This is a genomic window from Prosthecomicrobium sp. N25, assembly GCF_037203705.1.
Lineage (GTDB): Bacteria > Pseudomonadota > Alphaproteobacteria > Rhizobiales > Ancalomicrobiaceae > Prosthecodimorpha.
The window spans coordinates 335,349-349,696 of record NZ_JBBCAT010000002.1 but is presented as its reverse complement, the minus strand read 5'-3'; the positions used below and the strand labels follow the sequence as shown (position 1 = coordinate 349,696).

The window sequence follows — 14,348 nt, the reverse complement described above, 5'->3', positions numbered from 1 at the left end:
AGGTCCGTCGGGCTCTAGCACGCAGGCACGGCCGAGGAGAAGCGCGGCGCGCCGTCCCGGGCGCCGCTCCCGCCCTCGATCAAAGGAAGTCCGGCCGCCGCGGCGGCCCGCGAGACGGAGGAGACCATCATGCATCCAGCCATCCGCCCCGGAGCCGCCGCCGTCGTGACCGGCGCCGCATCCGGCATCGGCCTCGCGATCGCCCACCGCCTCGCCGAGGCGGGCATGCGCGTGGCCATGGTCGACCTGCCGGGCGACACGCTCGACAAGGCCGCCGCCACAGTCCCGGGCGCCGTCGCGATGCCGGCCGACGTCTCAGACCGGAGCGCCCTGGAGGCCCTGGCCGCGGGCGTCTCGGCCCGGCTCGGGACCCCCTCCGTGCTGGTCAACAACGCCGGCATCCAGCCCGGCAGCTCGATCTTCGACGCCGAGGGGACCTGGGAGCGGATCCTCGCCGTCAACCTTCAGGGCGTGATCCGCGGCTCCCAGGTCTTCGCCCCGGCCATGATCGCGGCCGGCACGCCCGGCCTCATCGTCAACACCGGGTCCAAGCAGGGCATCACCACGCCTCCGGGCGACCCGGCCTACAACGTCGCCAAGGCGGGCGTGAAGGTCTTCACCGAGGCCCTGCAGCATGCGCTGCGCAACACGCCCGGCTGTCGTATCGAGGCGCGCCTGCTCATCCCGGGCTTCGTCTTCACGTCCCTCACGGCCCATGGCCGCTCCGAGAAGCCCGCCGGGGCCTGGACGCCCGAACAGGTCGCCGATTTCCTGATGGACGCCCTCGACCGCCCCGACTTCTACGTCCTCTGCCCCGACAACGACGTCGACCGCCCCACCGACGAGCGGCGCATCCTCTGGGCCGCCGGCGACATCGTGGAGAACCGGCCGCCCCTGTCGCGCTGGCATCCCGACTACGCCGAGGCCTTCAAGGCCTGGCTCGCCGGCCGTTGACGGGGCGATCCGGGGCGGCGCCCATCGCGGAGGTCCTGTGGGGGGCCGTCCGGGCAGCCCCTAGGGCCCGGCGCCGTCCGGGCGGACCCCGGCCCCGTCCGGGCGCGAGGAGACGGCCGGCGCCGGCCTGGCGGAGCGGTCCGCCTCGTCGCCGATCTTGGTCAGCAGGAAGGCGGCCAGGAACCCGCAGACCGTGATCAGTCCGGCGTACTCGTGGGTCCTCTCGAACGCCTCGGGGATCATCGTGTCGGCCAGCATCGCCAGGATGGCCCCGGCCGCAACGGCGGTCGTGGCCGCGATGACGGCCGGTGCCGCCCCGGCGAGCAGGACGTTTCCCAGGAGGGCCGCGGCTCCCGAGGCGAGCGCGATCCCGACCCACACGGTGAAGACGTAGCGCGGCGAGCGGCCGGCCCGCAGCATGCCGGCCGCGCTGGAGAGCCCCTCCGGCAGGTTGGAGAGGAACACCGCCGCGACCGTGACGAGGCTCACCCCGGTACCCTCGAGCAGGCTAGCCCCGATCACCACGGATTCGGGAATGCCGTCCATCAGGGCCCCGATGGCGATCGCCAGGCCCGACCCGCTGTCGCCCCGCTGGGTCTCCCCCTCGCTCGTGCCGGACCGCTTGCGGTGCGCGCCGCCGCGCCGGACGATGGCGACATTGGCCGCCGTGTAGGCGGCCGCGCCGCCCAGAAACCCGAGGGCGGTCGCCGCGAAGCCGCCGCGGGCGAGGGCCTCGTCCATGAGATCGAAGGAAACCGCGGAGATCAGGATTCCGCTTCCGGCCGCCATCACGGCCGCCACCAGCCGGGCCGGCACCTGGACCCACCAGGCGACCAGGGCCCCCGCGACCAGCGCCGATCCCCCGACGAGACCCCAGAGCGCCGCTTCGGCCCAAATCGGCATCGAGACCCCGTTGGTCGGAACCGGACGATTCGCGGCCGCGAACCGCGTTGAGAACCGTGGCGCTTCCGGATCTGTTCCGGACCTCAGACCCGCCGCCGACGCCGGGCCTTCTGTGGCCGGGACAGGCTGTGCTTGCCGGGTCCGACCATCGCCACGCCGATTGCGACCAGCACCCAGAGGAGCGTGTCCGTGTCCGCCCGGGCGAGCCAGAGCGATCCGGCGGCAAAGAGCGCGGCCGAGATCTCGGGCCTGATCCCCAGGGCCAGCCCGGCCGCCCCGCCGAGCAGGAGGCCAACGGACAGGACGGTCATCGGATGGGTCGCGGCGAGGTCGGTCGCGCTCAGGGTATCGCCGCCCACGGCCGCGTCCAGTGCCACGGCCAGCACCGCCCCCAGCAGCAGGACCCGCACGGCCAGGAGCAACGCGTCCCGGTCCAGGTTCGCGAGCTTGACGTTGATTCTTCGGAACTGTCGCAGCATCGGGCTTCAGGCGCGTGAGGAGCGTGGCGTCGGCTTGCGGCTCGGCACGAGACGCTCGAGGGTGATGCCGCCCCCGCCGAAGCGGACCAGCAGCAGCCCGGCAGCGAACCGCCCGAGCACCGCATCGAGCGCCGGTCCGGCGCCCATCCCGAACTGAATCACCAGGAGGGCCAGGTACAGGACTGCGAAGTGGCGCGTGCCGAACCCGACCAGGAGCAGGCCGACCACCGCCATCTCCGCATAGCCGATGGGCCCGAGCGCCCCCGCCCCAACGGCATCGCCGACCTCGAGCGCGGCAAGGCCCACCCGCAGAGCCAGCTGGAACAGGGGCGCGGCGCGTTCCGCCGTCCAGCCGGATGGGAATGTCAGCGTCATGTCCGAACCTCGGGATCGCCTGTCGCAGGGCAGAGGGGCGGGTCCCGCGCTGCCTGCCCGGACCGGCCGGCCACCGGCAGGTCTGCACCGGGCACCCGACCTTCGCAAACTTCGCACCGAGTAACAATTCAAAATACTGAATTATTCGATGGCCGGGCCGGAGCCGGTCCCGCCACACGGAAGCGGCCCGCCGGGGCGGTCGGCCCATCCATGTCGGACAGGGCCGGGTCTCGATCCTGGTCGTGTCCGAAAAGCGCCTGCCAAAGGCAAATTTCGGCAGGTCGCATTTCGTATATTGCGGAAACGATATGTATAAATATACTTGAAGACTGAGGCTCTTGTTCGAAGAATCGGCAGTAAACCGCAGTGTAAAAACCAACAATTGACCTATGCAAACAAATGACATCTGCGCTGTCGGGTCAGGATGGGGAAAAATGTCGATAAAGGCAAAGAAGATCATATCGACTCTGTCGCTGGTGGCGGCGAGTCTGCTTATGGGATCCGATCGCGCCAGCGCGTCCGATCTGGCGAAGCCGCCGGAAGTGGTGGCGGCTCCCGCAGGAACTGCTTGGGAATTCAGTATCACGGGTTACGGCTGGCTGGCAGGTCTCGACGGTGATGTCGGCACCTTGCCGCCGCTGAAGCCAGTGCACGTGGATGCGACGTTCCGGGACATTCTCAAGAACCTCGACGTCGGCCTCATGGGCGCGGCCGAGGCCCGCTACGGAAACTTCCTGTTCATCGGCGACGCCATCTACGTGAAGCTGTCCGCGTCGGAGAAGTTCAAGACGCGGTTTTCGGCCCGGGCGAACCTCGACACGACCAACTTCGTGGGAACGGCGGCCGTCGGCTATCGGATCGTCGCTGATCCGACCTATACGGTGGACGTGATCGCCGCTGTCCGCGACTACGATGTCTCCACCGACGTGGCCCTGCACCTCGGCAAGCGGATCGCGATCCGCAAGTCGACCGACGAGAACTGGCTCGATCCCATGGTCGGCGGGCGCGTCGGCTTCAACCTCAGCGATCGCTGGTTCCTGGCCGGCACCGCCCTGGTCGGCGGGTTCGGGATGTCCTCGGACTTCAGCTGGGACGTGATCGGCACCATCGGGTACCGCTTCACGGAGAACGTGCAAGCTCTGGCAGGCTACCGGGCCCTCGGCGTCGACTACCACAACGACGGCTTCAAGTACGATATCGTCCAGCACGGACCCTTCGTCGGCTTCCGCTACAAGTTCTAGCCGGTCCGCCGGCCGGGAGCGAAGGCGGCGCGGAGGCCCGGCAGAGGCTCCGTCACGGGGTCGTCGTGCGGTCCGCGACGGCTCCGGCGCCGCGAGGACCGGCCGGCCTCGCCGGCCGGGTCTGATGCGACGGGGTCAGATCGACTCCAGCCGCGCGATCCGGTCCTCGTCCCAGACGAGCCCCAGCCCCGGTTTCGGCGGCGGCGACACCGATCCGCCATCGATGCGCAGAGGCTCCTGCACGAAGGCATCGGCCCAGTCGACATACTCGAGCCAATCGGCGGTCGGGGAGGCGGCGAGCAGATGCACGCTGATCTCCGGCATCAGGTGTGAAGAGATGTCGACGTCCCGGGCGGCAGCGAGGCCGGCCGCCTGCATCCATCCGGTCACGCCCCCGATCCGGGCCACATCGGGCATGACGAGGTCGCAGGCCTCGGCCGACAGGGCCTCCAGCATGGCCTCCGGACCGTTGAAGTTCTCGCCGAGTTGAACCGGCATGGTCAGGCGGCCCGCGATCCTGGCATTGCCTCTGTGATCGTCGTGCCGGATCGGCTCCTCGATCCACGCGACCCCGCCCTCCCGCTCGATCGCAACCCCACGCTCCACAGCCTCCTGGGGGGTCAAGGCCTGGTTGTAGTCCACCATCAGGGTGATGCCGTCCCCGATCCTGCGGCGGACGGCCCCGATCGCCGCCAGATCCTGCGAAAGGGTCGGATAGCCGAGCCGGAGCTTGACGGCCGGGAGCCCGGCGGCGAGCAGGGCCTCCGCCTCGTCGGCGAGTCGATCGGGCTCCATGAGCCCCAGGCCGCGGCTGTCATAGGCCCGGATCGGGGCGGGATCGCCCCCGAGCAGCGTGCAGAGCGGCAGACCGGCCGAAAGGCCCGTCGCGTCCCAAAGGGCGACGTCGACCGCCGACAGCGCCATCCGCACCGTCCCCACCAGCCCGATCAGCGCAAGCCTGCGCCGCATGAGCCGCTGAAGCCGCAGGGGTGTCAGGGGCTGGCCCCGAACCGCGTCCACGATCTCCTGGATATGCCCGGCAACGCCCCGTGCGCCTGCCCGCGTATACGCGAAGACATAGGACCGACCGGTCACCCCCTGGTCGGTCCCGAGGTCCAGCAGGACGACCGGAACCGCGCCGAGGACGGCCGCACTTGTCCCCAGTGCAAACTTGACCGGGACCATCAAGGGACGGACGAGGGCGGATGTAATGGTCAGCGCCATACCTGGACCCCGCAAACCGATCCGCAACAGGATACCGCACCCGCCACCCGATGGAAGCGCGCCCGCCCGCGCAAGCGCCGGACATCAGACGAACACAGAAAATGGTGCCCCAGGCCGGACTCGAACCAGCACGCCCGCGAAGGCAACAGATTTTGAGTCTGCCGCGTCTACCATTTCGCCACTGGGGCACGGGGCGCGGATAATAGACGGGAGGTCCGGTCCGTCAATCGGCGCGGGGCGGGGCGCTCCCCTGCGGCGGTGCGGCGGCGCCGGGAGTGGATTTTGGGACGGAGGTCGGATAAGCGGAGCCCATGCTGCGCCGCCTCTACGACTGGACCCTGTCGCTCGCCGCCCGCAAGTCCGCCGAATGGTGGCTGGCGATCATCGCCTTCGTGGAGAGCTCGATCTTCCTCGTGCCGGCCGACGTGCTGTTCCTGCCGATGGCGCTGGCCCGGCCGGATCGCGCCTGGCGCTACGCGCTGATCGCCACCGTGGCGTCGGTGCTCGGCGGCATCGCCGGCTACTACGTCGGCTACTACGCCTACGAGACGGTCGCCAAGCCGATCCTCGCCTTCTACGGCAAGCTCGACACCTTCGAGCAGCTGCGCGGATCCGCGGGCCGCGACGCGATCCTCCTCATGCTGGTGACTTCGGGCCTGGCGCACCTGCCGCCCATCAAGGTCGTCACCATCCTGTCCGGCGCGGCCGCCGTCGACATGTGGGTCTTCGTGCTGTCCTGCATCCTCGCCCGCGGCGCCCGCTTCTTCGCGCTGGCCTGGCTCCTGCGCCGCTACGGCGAGCCGATCCGGGCCTTCGTGGAGGAGCGGCTCGGCACGATCGCCGCCGTCGCGGCGGCCGCCATCATTCTGCTCTACCTCCTCGTCAGATACGCGCACTGAACGCCCGAGCCCGGCTGCCGGCCGGGTCGCCCCCTTCCGGGAACCGCCGCCGATGTTCGACCGATTGCTGGCGAGACCGCAGACGACCGCCGCGGCCCTGATCCTCCTCGGCGGGCTGGCCGCCATCCTGGCGGCCTGGGGCTACGAGCTGATCGGCGGCTACGTGCCCTGCAAGCTCTGCCTGGAACAGCGGGATCCCTATTACCTCGGGCTGCCGGTCGCGCTCCTGGCACTCCTGTCCGATCGCCTCGGCGGACCCGCCTGGCTGACCCGGGGCGCGCTCGCCGCGGTGGCCCTGATCTTCGCCTACGGGGCCGCGCTCGGCATCTACCAGGCCGGCTCCCAATGGGGCTTCTGGGCGGGCCCGACCGACTGCGGCGCCACCCGCGGCGCCACCATCCCGGGCGCGGCCACCGACCTTCTCGGCAGTCTCAACAAGGTGAAGATCGCCAGCTGCACCGAGGTGGACTGGCGCATGCTCGGCCTGTCCTTCGCGGGCTGGAACGCCGTCGTCAGCGCCGGCATCGTCGTCCTGGCGCTCGCGGGCGCCGTGTTGCGCCCGCGCGCCGCCGCGTGACGGCCCCTCAGGCCAGCAGAGCTCGGATGGTGTCCGCGTTCGGGCAGAACTGCTCGGCATGGACCGCCGCCGTGCCGGCATCGAGCTCGTGCGCGCAGCGGCCCTTCTCGGTGCAGCCGGCGCAATGCACCGCCATGTCGCGGTAGACCTCCGGCAGCCGGCGCTCCAGGTCGAGCGCGGCGATGTGGTGGGACGCCAGCATCCGCTTCATCAGGCCGGCCGACTGCCCGCCGTCCTCGACCAGCGTGACGAGGTCGGCGCGCGTGATTCCGAGCTCCCCCGCCATGCGGGCGAGTTCGTGGTCGTCCAGCTCGTCAAGCTCGCTCCGGCGGCCCTTCAGGCGCCGGTCGCGCCACCATTGGATCACCGCCGCCAGGAAGGCGTTGCGGCGCACGGCTTCGTCTAGACCCTGCATGGCTCTCTCCTTCGCGTGAGAATGCCAGCACGGCCCGGACCGCGAATTGATTGAAATCAAGATCGCGCGCCGGCGTCAGCGGACAGCCACGAAGAAGAGCCTCGGAAAGCGGAAGAGCACCCGCCCGTCCGCGCGCCGCGGATAGGCGGCCGCGATCCGGTCGGTGTAGCGGGCGAGGTAGGCGACCCTGTCCGCCTCCCCGAGCGGGTCGAGGAACGGCCTCAGTCCGGTCGACCGGACCATCTCCACGATGGCGTCCGGGCCGGCGAGCGGGTGATGGTAGACGGTGCGCCAGATCTGCACCGAGGCCGCATGGGGGGCGAGCATGTCGTAGAGGCGGTCCGACCCGGCGATCTCGGTCCGGGCCCCGGCCGCGTCCCGGAGCGCGGCCGCGAACGGGGCCTCGGCCGCCAGCTCGCGCATGAGCGCATGGCTCGGTTCGGAGAGGTTGTCGGGCATCTGCACCGCGAGGGCACCGCCCGGCGCGAGCAGGCCCATGAGGCGCGGCAGCAGCGCCCCGTGGTCCGGCACCCACTGCAGCACCGCATTGGCGAAGAGGAGGTCCACGGGCTCGGCCGGCGCCCAGGTGGCGACGTCGCCTTGCACGAAGGCCGTGCCGGGCAGCCTCTCGCGCGCCGCCTTCAGCATCGCGGGGGACGTGTCGAGACCCACCACCTCGGCCTCCGGCCATCGCTCGACCAGCGGCACCGTCGAGGCCGCCGCCCCGCAGCCCAGGTCGACGACGCGCCGGGGGCGGTCGAACGGCACGCGCGCCAGGAGGTCGAGCACCGGCTGCAGGCGCTCGTCCCCGTAGCGGGCGTAGAGGGCGGGCTGCCAGTCCTGGGCCATGGTGCGCTCCGTCTCCGGTCTCGGGTCGCCGCCATCATGCCCGCCATGGGCCGGGCGCGCCATCGGCCGGCGTCATGGCAGCGCTGCAGCCCGGCGTTTCATGTGGAACGCCCGTCCGTCCCACAGCCGGAACGGCGCCGGGTCGGCCGAGACGCCGACGAAGCCGGCGCCGTCGAGGTCGGCCCGGAGACGGGCGAGCTCCTCCTCCGGCGCGAGCCCATACGCGTAGTTGATGATCACCAGGTCTCCCCCGGGCTCGAGCACGCGGCCCGCCTCGCGGAGCGCGAGGCGGGCGAGACCCGCGCCCGCCGCGGTCAGATACGGGAAGCTGTCCACCGCGACCGCCAGGTCGAACCCCTCCCCGATCTCCTCCGGGAGCTGGTGGGCCGACCCGCAGGCGTAGCGCACCCCGGGAAGCCCCGCGCTGCGCCGCTCCGCCTCGCGGACCATGCCGGGCGACACGTCGAGGCCGACGACCGCCGCCACCCGGCCTGCGAGCGCGGCCTCGAGCCGGCCGATCCCGCAGCCGAGGTCGAGGACCCGCCGGCCGGCGGCCAGCAGGCCCCGCGCGTCGAGCCAGGCGACGATCTCGGCGGTCGCGTCCGCGAGCCGCCCCGCGTCCCCGAGCGAGAGCAGCGCGACGCTCGCCTCGGGCGAGGCGGACACGGCCGCGTCGAAGAGGCGCGCCCAGTGGCCCGGCACCGCCTCCGGATCGGCCGGCACCGCGTCGTGGGGCACGGCCGCCAGGACCCTGCGCACGGCCGCCCAGGCATCCGGATGGGCGGCCAGGAGCGTCCGAAGCTCACGGAGCCGCGCCGCCTCGGCCGGCGCGGCCCGGGCGCGGTCCAGAAGACGGGTCACCGCCTCGGGCGTCTCGGCCTCCCCGAGCAGGCGCGCGAGACCGCTGCCGACCGGAATGCGACCCTCCAGGATCGCGGCCAGCACGGCCTCCGCGGTCACGGCCGCCGCCAGGTCAGGTGCAGCGCCGGGGCGTCGACCGCCCCCCAGCGGTACTTGTAGGCCTCCGCGCCCCGCAGGAAGTCGAAGACCTCCAACCCTTCGGCGCGCGCCGCCGCGATGGCGTCGCCGAGCAGGATCGTGCCGGGGCTGACGGCCGCGAAGGCGGGATCGAAGCCGCCGATATACGCGTAGGCGCGCCCGACCGTCCTCAGGCCGTAGTAGGCCCCGGCCGGCCGGCCGTCGATCGCCAGCACGGCGAGGCGCGCCAAACCGGCCGCGGCCAGGCCCGCGAGCGCCTCGCGCTGGAAGGCGATTACGCGCGGATCGGCCAGGACCCCGGCTTCGCCCCGTTCGCGCCAGCGCGAGCCGTGCAGAGCCTCCAGCACGCCCAGGAAACCCGCCGGGTCCGCCTCGCGACGTTCGATCCGCATCGTGCCGGCCTCGCCCGCGAGCCGGCGGGCCCGCCGCAGGTTGCGGCGCCAGGGGGCCGGAATCCGGAGCGGCAGGCCGTCCGGGTCGGCCGGGCCGGTCAGGTCCAGCGCCGGGGTGGTCTCGCCGGGAGCACGGGCCGGGACCGACCCGACCGGGGCCGGCAAGGCGGCGAGGGACGAGCCGGGCCGGCAATCCGGCGCGTCGAACGCGGACCAGCCCGGCATCCTCCCGATCGCGTCGGCGATCGCGGCGAGCACCGGGGACCGCCGTTGCGGCTCGGCCAGAATGTCGAGGATGTCGCCGACCCCGATCCCGACCGGCAGCAGTCTTTCGCCGAGCTCGCCGGACTCGTGCCAGAGCGGCGCCAGACCGACGAGGCGGCCGTCCTCCCTGACCGCGATCGCCCGCAGCCGTCCCGGTCGGAAGTGGCGCCACCAGGCGAGCGCCCATTCGGGCCGCTGGAACGGGGAGGCGGCCGGTATCGCGGCCCACAGCGTCGACCACTCCGGCGCCAGGGACTCCAGGCCGGCGCCATCCTCGATGGTGTCGATGGCGAGCGTCGGGGTCACGGGAGCACGCCGACGGGCTCGCGCCGCCCGGCGACGCGGTCGAGGATGGCCCGATAGGCCGCGAAGTAGCCCTGCGCCATGCGCCCGCCGGAAAAGCGTTCGCGCGCCACGCGGCGGCAGTGCCGGCGGTCGATCTCGTCCGCCCGTCCGATCGCCCGGGCCATCGCCTCCACGCCGTCGACCAGGAAGCCCGTCTCGCCCGGCTCGACGATCTCCGGCAGCGCTCCGGCCGGGAAGGCGATCACGGGCGTGCCGCAGGCGAGCGCCTCCATGGCGACGAGCGAACTGGTCTCCGGGGCGAGGCTCGGGACGAGCAGCGCCTTCGCGCGGGAGAGCAGGTCCCGCTTCTGCGCGAAGCCGAGCGGACCGAGGAAGCGGCGATGCGCGTCGAGGCGGGGGCGGACCTCCTCGGCGAAGTAGCGTTCATGCTCCGCGTAAGGGAAGACGGCGCCGCCGACCAGGAGGGTCACGCCGGCGAGCCGGGCGGCCTCGAGCGCGAGGTGGATGCCCTTCTCGGGGCAGATCCGGCCGAGCACCAGGCAGAAGTCCTCCCGCGCCCGGTCCGGCTCCGCCGCGAGCGCCTCCACCGGCACCCCGTTGGCGATCGGCTCCAGCAGACGGGCCCCGGGCGGGCAGGCCCGCGCCTGCGCGCCCGAGACGGGGTTGAGGAAGAGATGCGGGTCGGGCCGCCAGGCCTCCTCCGGATACCACCCCGGAGGCAGGTGCAAGGTCGCGAGCATCGGCACGCCGGCGGGCCGGTAGGCCCAGAAGTCGAGGCCGTGGAGATGCACCAGATCGACCGGCCAGGCCTGCAGGGCGGCCTCGATGGTGGCCCGGTGTTGCGCCCGGCCGCGCGCCTTGACCGCGTCGTCGAGCCGTCCGGTCTCGGCCGGCACCGGCAGGAGCGTTCCGGCGACCGCCGACCCTTCCGTGGCGATGACCAGCGAGGTGTGGCCGGCGGCCGTCAGCGCCCGGTCGAGGAGGCTCAGGACCTGCTCGGCGCCCCCGACCGCGTCCGGCCCCACCGGGGCGAACGGGTAGGCGACCTGCAGGATCGTCCAGCTCATGGCCGTTCGAGGCCCAGTGCGCGGTCGGCGGCGGCGACGAGCGCGAGCCAGCGCGGCCCGGTCATGCCCCAGGCGAAGCGCTCGTACCAGAGGTCGCCCGAATTGGGCAGCAGTCGGTGGTCCAACCCCTGCGCCAGCCGGAACCGCTCGACCTCGCTCGTGAAGGCGTCGAGGATGTAGGCCTGCGTCCGGAAGCACTCCATCATGCGCCGCTTCAGGCTCCGGGCCGTCTCGTCGAGGAGGACGCCGGTCTCCGGCGCGTCGTAGTCGAGGGCGGCGGGGAAGCGCTGGCGGGCGAGCCCGGCCCCGTCAGCGTGGTAGAGCGGCATCTCGGCGATCCCCGGCGCCCGCCGCCCCGCGGCGGCGAGCAGGTCGCTCGCGGCGCGGACCGCGTAGGAGACGCCGTCGTGGTCCGGGTGCCCGCCCTCGTAGGCGTGGGTCAGCACGATCGCGGTGTCGAAGGCCGCCATGAGGTCCGCGAGGCGTCGGGCGATACCGGGCAGGTCGTCGCCGACGCCCTGGTCGATCACCCCGAGCGCATGGAGCGCGTCGCCCGGAACGCCGGCGAGGTCCATCGCGGCCCGGAGCTCCGCCAGCCGCGCCGCGGCGTAGTCCTCGCGCGTCGAGAACCCGGCCGCCGTGGCGTCCGTCATCGAGAGCGGAGCGCCGTCCGTCACGTGCACGAGCCGGACGCCCCTGAGGCGCGGCAGCAGCGCCCCGGCCCCGAGCGTCTCGTCGTCCGGATGCGCCACGACGACCATGACCTGGCCCGCATCGATCGGCGGCCGGCCCGGTGCCGCCACCAGGTCCAGAAACTGGGCGAGCTCGGTCACCGGCCCCGTGGCGGGCGCCTCGGCGCGCGGCAACGGAACCACCTCGGCGCCCATCAGGACAGGACCCCCAGGGACTGGGCCGGGGTCGTCCCGGCCCCGAGCGGGACGATGCGGTCGGCATAGCGCTCGATCATGCGCGCGCAGAAGTCGGCGAACTCGGTCTTGTCCAGCGGCGCGCTCGTGTGGTGCGGGGCGATCCCGCGGTGCTCCGGCGTGAAGCAGAAGGTCACGGTCACCTGGAAGTCCGCCAGGGCCTCCATCTGGCGGTCGAACCAGTCCAGCGCGCCGGGCCGGAAGCTGTCCGCCCAGGACAGCCCGGTGCGCAGATACGTGACCCCGAGCCGCTTCATCCACCGCACCGCGTCGTCGAGGCGCGGGTCCTCGAAATGGAACCACTGGCACAGGCCCATGTGGGGCGTGTAGTCGCCGAACAGCTCCAGGGCCGGCTTGGGCGTGCCGTCCTCGCGGATCAGCCCCATGTAGAAGTGCCGGTAGTAGGACGAGCCCTCGGCCTCCTTGTGCCGGGTCGTCGCCCCCCAGGCCTGCGGCAGGTCGAAGAGGCTGTACCAGTGGATCCGCGGCACCTTGCCGATCAGGAGCTCGGCGGTCCGGTCGAGCCCCCAGACCTGCACCTCCTCGGCCCCGAAGGTGGAGATGCCGACTTCGCTGACCCAGACCGGCAGGTCCGTCACGGCCTTGATCAGGTCGATCTTGGCGGGCCACTCGTGGATCTGCCAGAGGTTCCAGTCGAGCGGGAATCCGTGGACCGCCACCGCGTCGAGATGGCTGAGGACGCCGCGCCCGGCGAGGTTCACCAGGAAGTTCGGGTCGATGGGGGACATGCCCCCGAGGACGCGCGGCAGCGTCGGATGGACGTCCCGGATCGCCGCCCCGGCCGCCGACGCCATCTCGGCGAACAGGCGCCAGTCCGGATCGATCTCCGGGTCCCAATGGGACTTGTTGTTCGGCTCGTTCCAGATCATCGCGGCTTCGATCATCGGCACTCATCCTCTCGCGGGATAGACGGCAAGACCGGCCGGGCCGTCGATCCGGCGGCAGACATAGACCTCCTCCTCGGGGTGCTCGAGGATCTGGAACCCGGCGCTGCGCAGCATCGCCTCCGTGCAGGCCCGGTTCGGCGCCCACCAGTTGGTGGGATCATGCGCATAGTCGTGCTCGATGAAGTGGAGCTTGGGATAGCCGGGCCGGTCGAAATGGTCGGTCTCGGTGAACTCGTAGTCGTACGCGACCGCGTCGACCTCGCCCGATCCGCGCTGCATGGACTGGAAGACCAGGAGGTCGCGGGCGACATGCTCGTGGATCAGGTCGAGGGCGAGCAGCGGATGGCGCAGGTGGTAGAGGACGCCCATGAAGAGGACGACGTCGAAGCGCTCGCCGAGGCTCGCCACGTCGTAGACGCTGAGCTGCCGGAACTCGATGTCGAGCCCCGCCACCCCCGCGGCGAAGCGCGCCTGCGCCAGGTAGTCCTCGTCGAAGTCGACGGCCAGCACCCTGTCGGCCCCGCGGCGCTTCATCTCCATGGCGTAGAAGCCGCCGTTGCAGCCGATGTCGAGCACCGTCCGCCCCGACAGGTCGGCCGGGATCGCGTGCTCGAAGGTCCGCCACTTGAAGGCCGGGTAGTCGCCGAGGAAATGGTCCGGCGCGGTCCAGACGCCCTCGGCGAGCTGGATGTTGTGGAACCAGGGGCCGAGCGCCTCGGCCCGGCGGCGGATGTCGTCCGTCGACGTCATGTCGTTCATCAGGGTCTCGCCTTGGGAGGCAGGTGGAGGCCGGCATGGGCGCGGCCCGAGGGCCAGTCGAGGCCGACCCGGGTGCCGACCGGGCCGGCGGTGTCGGAGAGCAGCCGGGCGGCGGTGCGGTAGCCGTCGATGGTGCCGACGTCCACGTAGGCCGAACCGGCGCGGACGCCCCAGGCCTCCCCGCCCCCGGCGATCCACGCGTTCACGAGCGTGCCCACGTATTCGTCCCGGCAGTCCCGCGCCAGCCACAGCCGGCGGAGCTCCTCGAGGATCCGGCCCGGCATCTTGAAGCCGCCCCAGATCCAGTGGGTCGCGGCGACGGGCGACTTGACCTGGATCTCGAGCACCCGGCCCGCCCCGTCGGTCACCACGGCGTCGAAATGCTCGGGCCGCTCCACGGGGAAGAGCAGGAAGGAGAGCCGTCCGTCGGGCAGCGCCGCGAAGCCGTCCTGCGGCATCCAGACCGTGTCGGGCAGCCCGACCAGCACCTGCTCCTCCGGGTCGACCAGCGGCGACACCCGGAAGATGGCGTCGCACAGACCGGCCGGGTTCGGCTGCACCACGTAGACGGTCGAGGCCGCCCCGTAGCCACCACCGTAGTATTCCAGGATGTCCGACTTCCCCGGCGCGATCACGAAGCAGATCTTATCGGCCCCGCCGGCGATCATGCGCTCGACCAGGTACTCGCTGACCGCGCAAGGCCGCTCCACCCCGTCCGACATGCGGCTGCCGACCGGCAGCAGTTCCTTGGAAAAGGCCAGCGGCTGGATGCGGCTGCCGCGCCCGGCGGCCGGAACGATGCCCCACATGG

Annotated in this window: 17 protein-coding genes and 1 tRNA gene; 4 read left to right on the top strand and 14 right to left on the bottom strand. The window is 72.1% G+C overall.

The window, feature by feature from the left end:
- Window positions 1–129 precede the first annotated feature (129 nt).
- On the top strand, window positions 130–954 hold the full coding sequence (locus WBG79_RS16490) for an SDR family NAD(P)-dependent oxidoreductase (RefSeq protein WP_337358277.1): 825 nt from the start codon (window positions 130–132) through the stop codon (window positions 952–954).
- 60 nt (window positions 955–1,014) lie between these two features.
- Here the strand turns inward: WBG79_RS16490 and WBG79_RS16485 are convergent, their stop codons facing one another.
- From WBG79_RS16485 to WBG79_RS16475, 3 genes are all read right to left on the bottom strand, one after another.
- Window positions 1,015–1,857 carry a ZIP family metal transporter gene (locus tag WBG79_RS16485; RefSeq protein WP_337358276.1) on the bottom strand — a complete coding sequence of 281 codons (843 nt, stop codon included), beginning with the start codon at window positions 1,855–1,857 and terminating at the stop codon, window positions 1,015–1,017.
- A gap of 83 nt (window positions 1,858–1,940) precedes the next feature.
- Window positions 1,941–2,336, bottom strand: coding sequence for a hypothetical protein (locus WBG79_RS16480; RefSeq protein ID WP_337358275.1), 396 nt, complete (start codon window positions 2,334–2,336; stop codon window positions 1,941–1,943).
- A 6-nt stretch (window positions 2,337–2,342) separates the two neighbouring features.
- Window positions 2,343–2,711 carry a hypothetical protein gene (locus tag WBG79_RS16475; protein WP_337358274.1) on the bottom strand — a complete coding sequence of 123 codons (369 nt, stop codon included), beginning with the start codon at window positions 2,709–2,711 and terminating at the stop codon, window positions 2,343–2,345.
- Between the two features lie 653 nt (window positions 2,712–3,364).
- Between WBG79_RS16475 and WBG79_RS16470 the strand changes: the two genes are divergently transcribed.
- Window positions 3,365–3,952, top strand: coding sequence for a hypothetical protein (locus WBG79_RS16470; RefSeq protein WP_337358273.1), 588 nt, complete (start codon window positions 3,365–3,367; stop codon window positions 3,950–3,952).
- A gap of 135 nt (window positions 3,953–4,087) precedes the next feature.
- On the opposite strand, the gene WBG79_RS16465 is transcribed toward WBG79_RS16470, so the two are convergent.
- Window positions 4,088–5,176, bottom strand: coding sequence for an enolase C-terminal domain-like protein (locus WBG79_RS16465; RefSeq protein WP_337358272.1), 1,089 nt, complete (start codon window positions 5,174–5,176; stop codon window positions 4,088–4,090).
- A gap of 102 nt (window positions 5,177–5,278) precedes the next feature.
- Window positions 5,279–5,364, bottom strand: a tRNA-Leu gene (locus tag WBG79_RS16460).
- A 123-nt stretch (window positions 5,365–5,487) separates the two neighbouring features.
- Here WBG79_RS16460 and WBG79_RS16455 point away from each other — a divergent pair.
- Together WBG79_RS16455 and WBG79_RS16450 are read left to right on the top strand one after the other, a co-directional pair.
- Entirely contained in the window at window positions 5,488–6,075 is a 588-nt protein-coding gene (locus WBG79_RS16455) for a YqaA family protein (protein ID WP_337358271.1), read from the top strand.
- A 52-nt stretch (window positions 6,076–6,127) separates the two neighbouring features.
- Window positions 6,128–6,652 (top strand): disulfide bond formation protein B, encoded by a 525-nt coding sequence (locus WBG79_RS16450; RefSeq protein WP_337358270.1) that lies wholly within the window; start codon window positions 6,128–6,130, stop codon window positions 6,650–6,652.
- A gap of 7 nt (window positions 6,653–6,659) precedes the next feature.
- Here the strand turns inward: WBG79_RS16450 and WBG79_RS16445 are convergent, their stop codons facing one another.
- From WBG79_RS16445 to WBG79_RS16405, 9 genes are all read right to left on the bottom strand, one after another.
- Window positions 6,660–7,067 (bottom strand): DUF6455 family protein, encoded by a 408-nt coding sequence (locus tag WBG79_RS16445; RefSeq protein ID WP_337358269.1) that lies wholly within the window; start codon window positions 7,065–7,067, stop codon window positions 6,660–6,662.
- Between the two features lie 75 nt (window positions 7,068–7,142).
- Window positions 7,143–7,916 carry a trans-aconitate 2-methyltransferase gene (gene tam, locus WBG79_RS16440; RefSeq protein ID WP_337358268.1) on the bottom strand — a complete coding sequence of 258 codons (774 nt, stop codon included), beginning with the start codon at window positions 7,914–7,916 and terminating at the stop codon, window positions 7,143–7,145.
- A 72-nt stretch (window positions 7,917–7,988) separates the two neighbouring features.
- Entirely contained in the window at window positions 7,989–8,876 is an 888-nt protein-coding gene (locus tag WBG79_RS16435) for a class I SAM-dependent methyltransferase (protein ID WP_337358267.1), read from the bottom strand.
- Window positions 8,873–9,877, bottom strand: a complete 1,005-nt coding sequence (locus tag WBG79_RS16430; RefSeq protein WP_337358266.1) for a GNAT family N-acetyltransferase — start codon at window positions 9,875–9,877, stop codon at window positions 8,873–8,875. Before WBG79_RS16430 ends, WBG79_RS16435 begins: the two co-directional genes overlap by 4 nt.
- A complete protein-coding gene (locus tag WBG79_RS16425) occupies window positions 9,874–10,944 on the bottom strand; it encodes a glycosyltransferase family 4 protein (RefSeq protein ID WP_337358265.1) in 1,071 nt (356 codons plus the stop codon). The genes WBG79_RS16430 and WBG79_RS16425 overlap by 4 nt, the downstream gene beginning before the upstream one ends.
- On the bottom strand, window positions 10,941–11,831 hold the full coding sequence (locus tag WBG79_RS16420; RefSeq protein ID WP_337358264.1) for a PIG-L deacetylase family protein: 891 nt from the start codon (window positions 11,829–11,831) through the stop codon (window positions 10,941–10,943). Before WBG79_RS16420 ends, WBG79_RS16425 begins: the two co-directional genes overlap by 4 nt.
- Window positions 11,831–12,775 (bottom strand): beta-xylosidase, encoded by a 945-nt coding sequence (locus WBG79_RS16415; RefSeq protein ID WP_337358263.1) that lies wholly within the window; start codon window positions 12,773–12,775, stop codon window positions 11,831–11,833. Before WBG79_RS16415 ends, WBG79_RS16420 begins: the two co-directional genes overlap by 1 nt.
- A gap of 6 nt (window positions 12,776–12,781) precedes the next feature.
- Window positions 12,782–13,528, bottom strand: coding sequence for a TIGR04290 family methyltransferase (locus WBG79_RS16410; protein ID WP_337358786.1), 747 nt, complete (start codon window positions 13,526–13,528; stop codon window positions 12,782–12,784).
- Window positions 13,529–13,536: 8 nt separating this feature from the next.
- Window positions 13,537–14,346: a sugar phosphate nucleotidyltransferase gene (locus WBG79_RS16405; protein ID WP_337358262.1), complete on the bottom strand. Its 810-nt coding sequence runs from the start codon at window positions 14,344–14,346 to the stop codon at window positions 13,537–13,539.
- Between the last annotated feature and the right edge of the window lie 2 nt (window positions 14,347–14,348).

What these genes read in the sequence shown, in the direction of transcription:
- WBG79_RS16490 (WP_337358277.1), top strand. Translation starts at nt 130, where the DNA reads ATGCATCCAGCCATCCGCCCCGGAGCCGCCGCCGTCGTGACCGGCGCC.
- WBG79_RS16485 (WP_337358276.1), bottom strand. Translation starts at nt 1,857, where the DNA reads ATGCCGATTTGGGCCGAAGCGGCGCTCTGGGGTCTCGTCGGGGGATCG.
- WBG79_RS16480 (WP_337358275.1), bottom strand. Translation starts at nt 2,336, where the DNA reads ATGCTGCGACAGTTCCGAAGAATCAACGTCAAGCTCGCGAACCTGGAC.
- WBG79_RS16475 (WP_337358274.1), bottom strand. Translation starts at nt 2,711, where the DNA reads ATGACGCTGACATTCCCATCCGGCTGGACGGCGGAACGCGCCGCGCCC.
- WBG79_RS16465 (WP_337358272.1), bottom strand. Translation starts at nt 5,176, where the DNA reads ATGGCGCTGACCATTACATCCGCCCTCGTCCGTCCCTTGATGGTCCCG.
- WBG79_RS16455 (WP_337358271.1), top strand. Translation starts at nt 5,488, where the DNA reads ATGCTGCGCCGCCTCTACGACTGGACCCTGTCGCTCGCCGCCCGCAAG.
- WBG79_RS16450 (WP_337358270.1), top strand. Translation starts at nt 6,128, where the DNA reads ATGTTCGACCGATTGCTGGCGAGACCGCAGACGACCGCCGCGGCCCTG.
- WBG79_RS16445 (WP_337358269.1), bottom strand. Translation starts at nt 7,067, where the DNA reads ATGCAGGGTCTAGACGAAGCCGTGCGCCGCAACGCCTTCCTGGCGGCG.
- tam (WP_337358268.1), bottom strand. Translation starts at nt 7,916, where the DNA reads ATGGCCCAGGACTGGCAGCCCGCCCTCTACGCCCGCTACGGGGACGAG.
- WBG79_RS16425 (WP_337358265.1), bottom strand. Translation starts at nt 10,944, where the DNA reads ATGAGCTGGACGATCCTGCAGGTCGCCTACCCGTTCGCCCCGGTGGGG.
- WBG79_RS16420 (WP_337358264.1), bottom strand. Translation starts at nt 11,831, where the DNA reads ATGGGCGCCGAGGTGGTTCCGTTGCCGCGCGCCGAGGCGCCCGCCACG.
- WBG79_RS16415 (WP_337358263.1), bottom strand. Translation starts at nt 12,775, where the DNA reads ATGATCGAAGCCGCGATGATCTGGAACGAGCCGAACAACAAGTCCCAT.
- WBG79_RS16410 (WP_337358786.1), bottom strand. Translation starts at nt 13,528, where the DNA reads ATGACGTCGACGGACGACATCCGCCGCCGGGCCGAGGCGCTCGGCCCC.
- WBG79_RS16405 (WP_337358262.1), bottom strand. Translation starts at nt 14,346, where the DNA reads ATGTGGGGCATCGTTCCGGCCGCCGGGCGCGGCAGCCGCATCCAGCCG.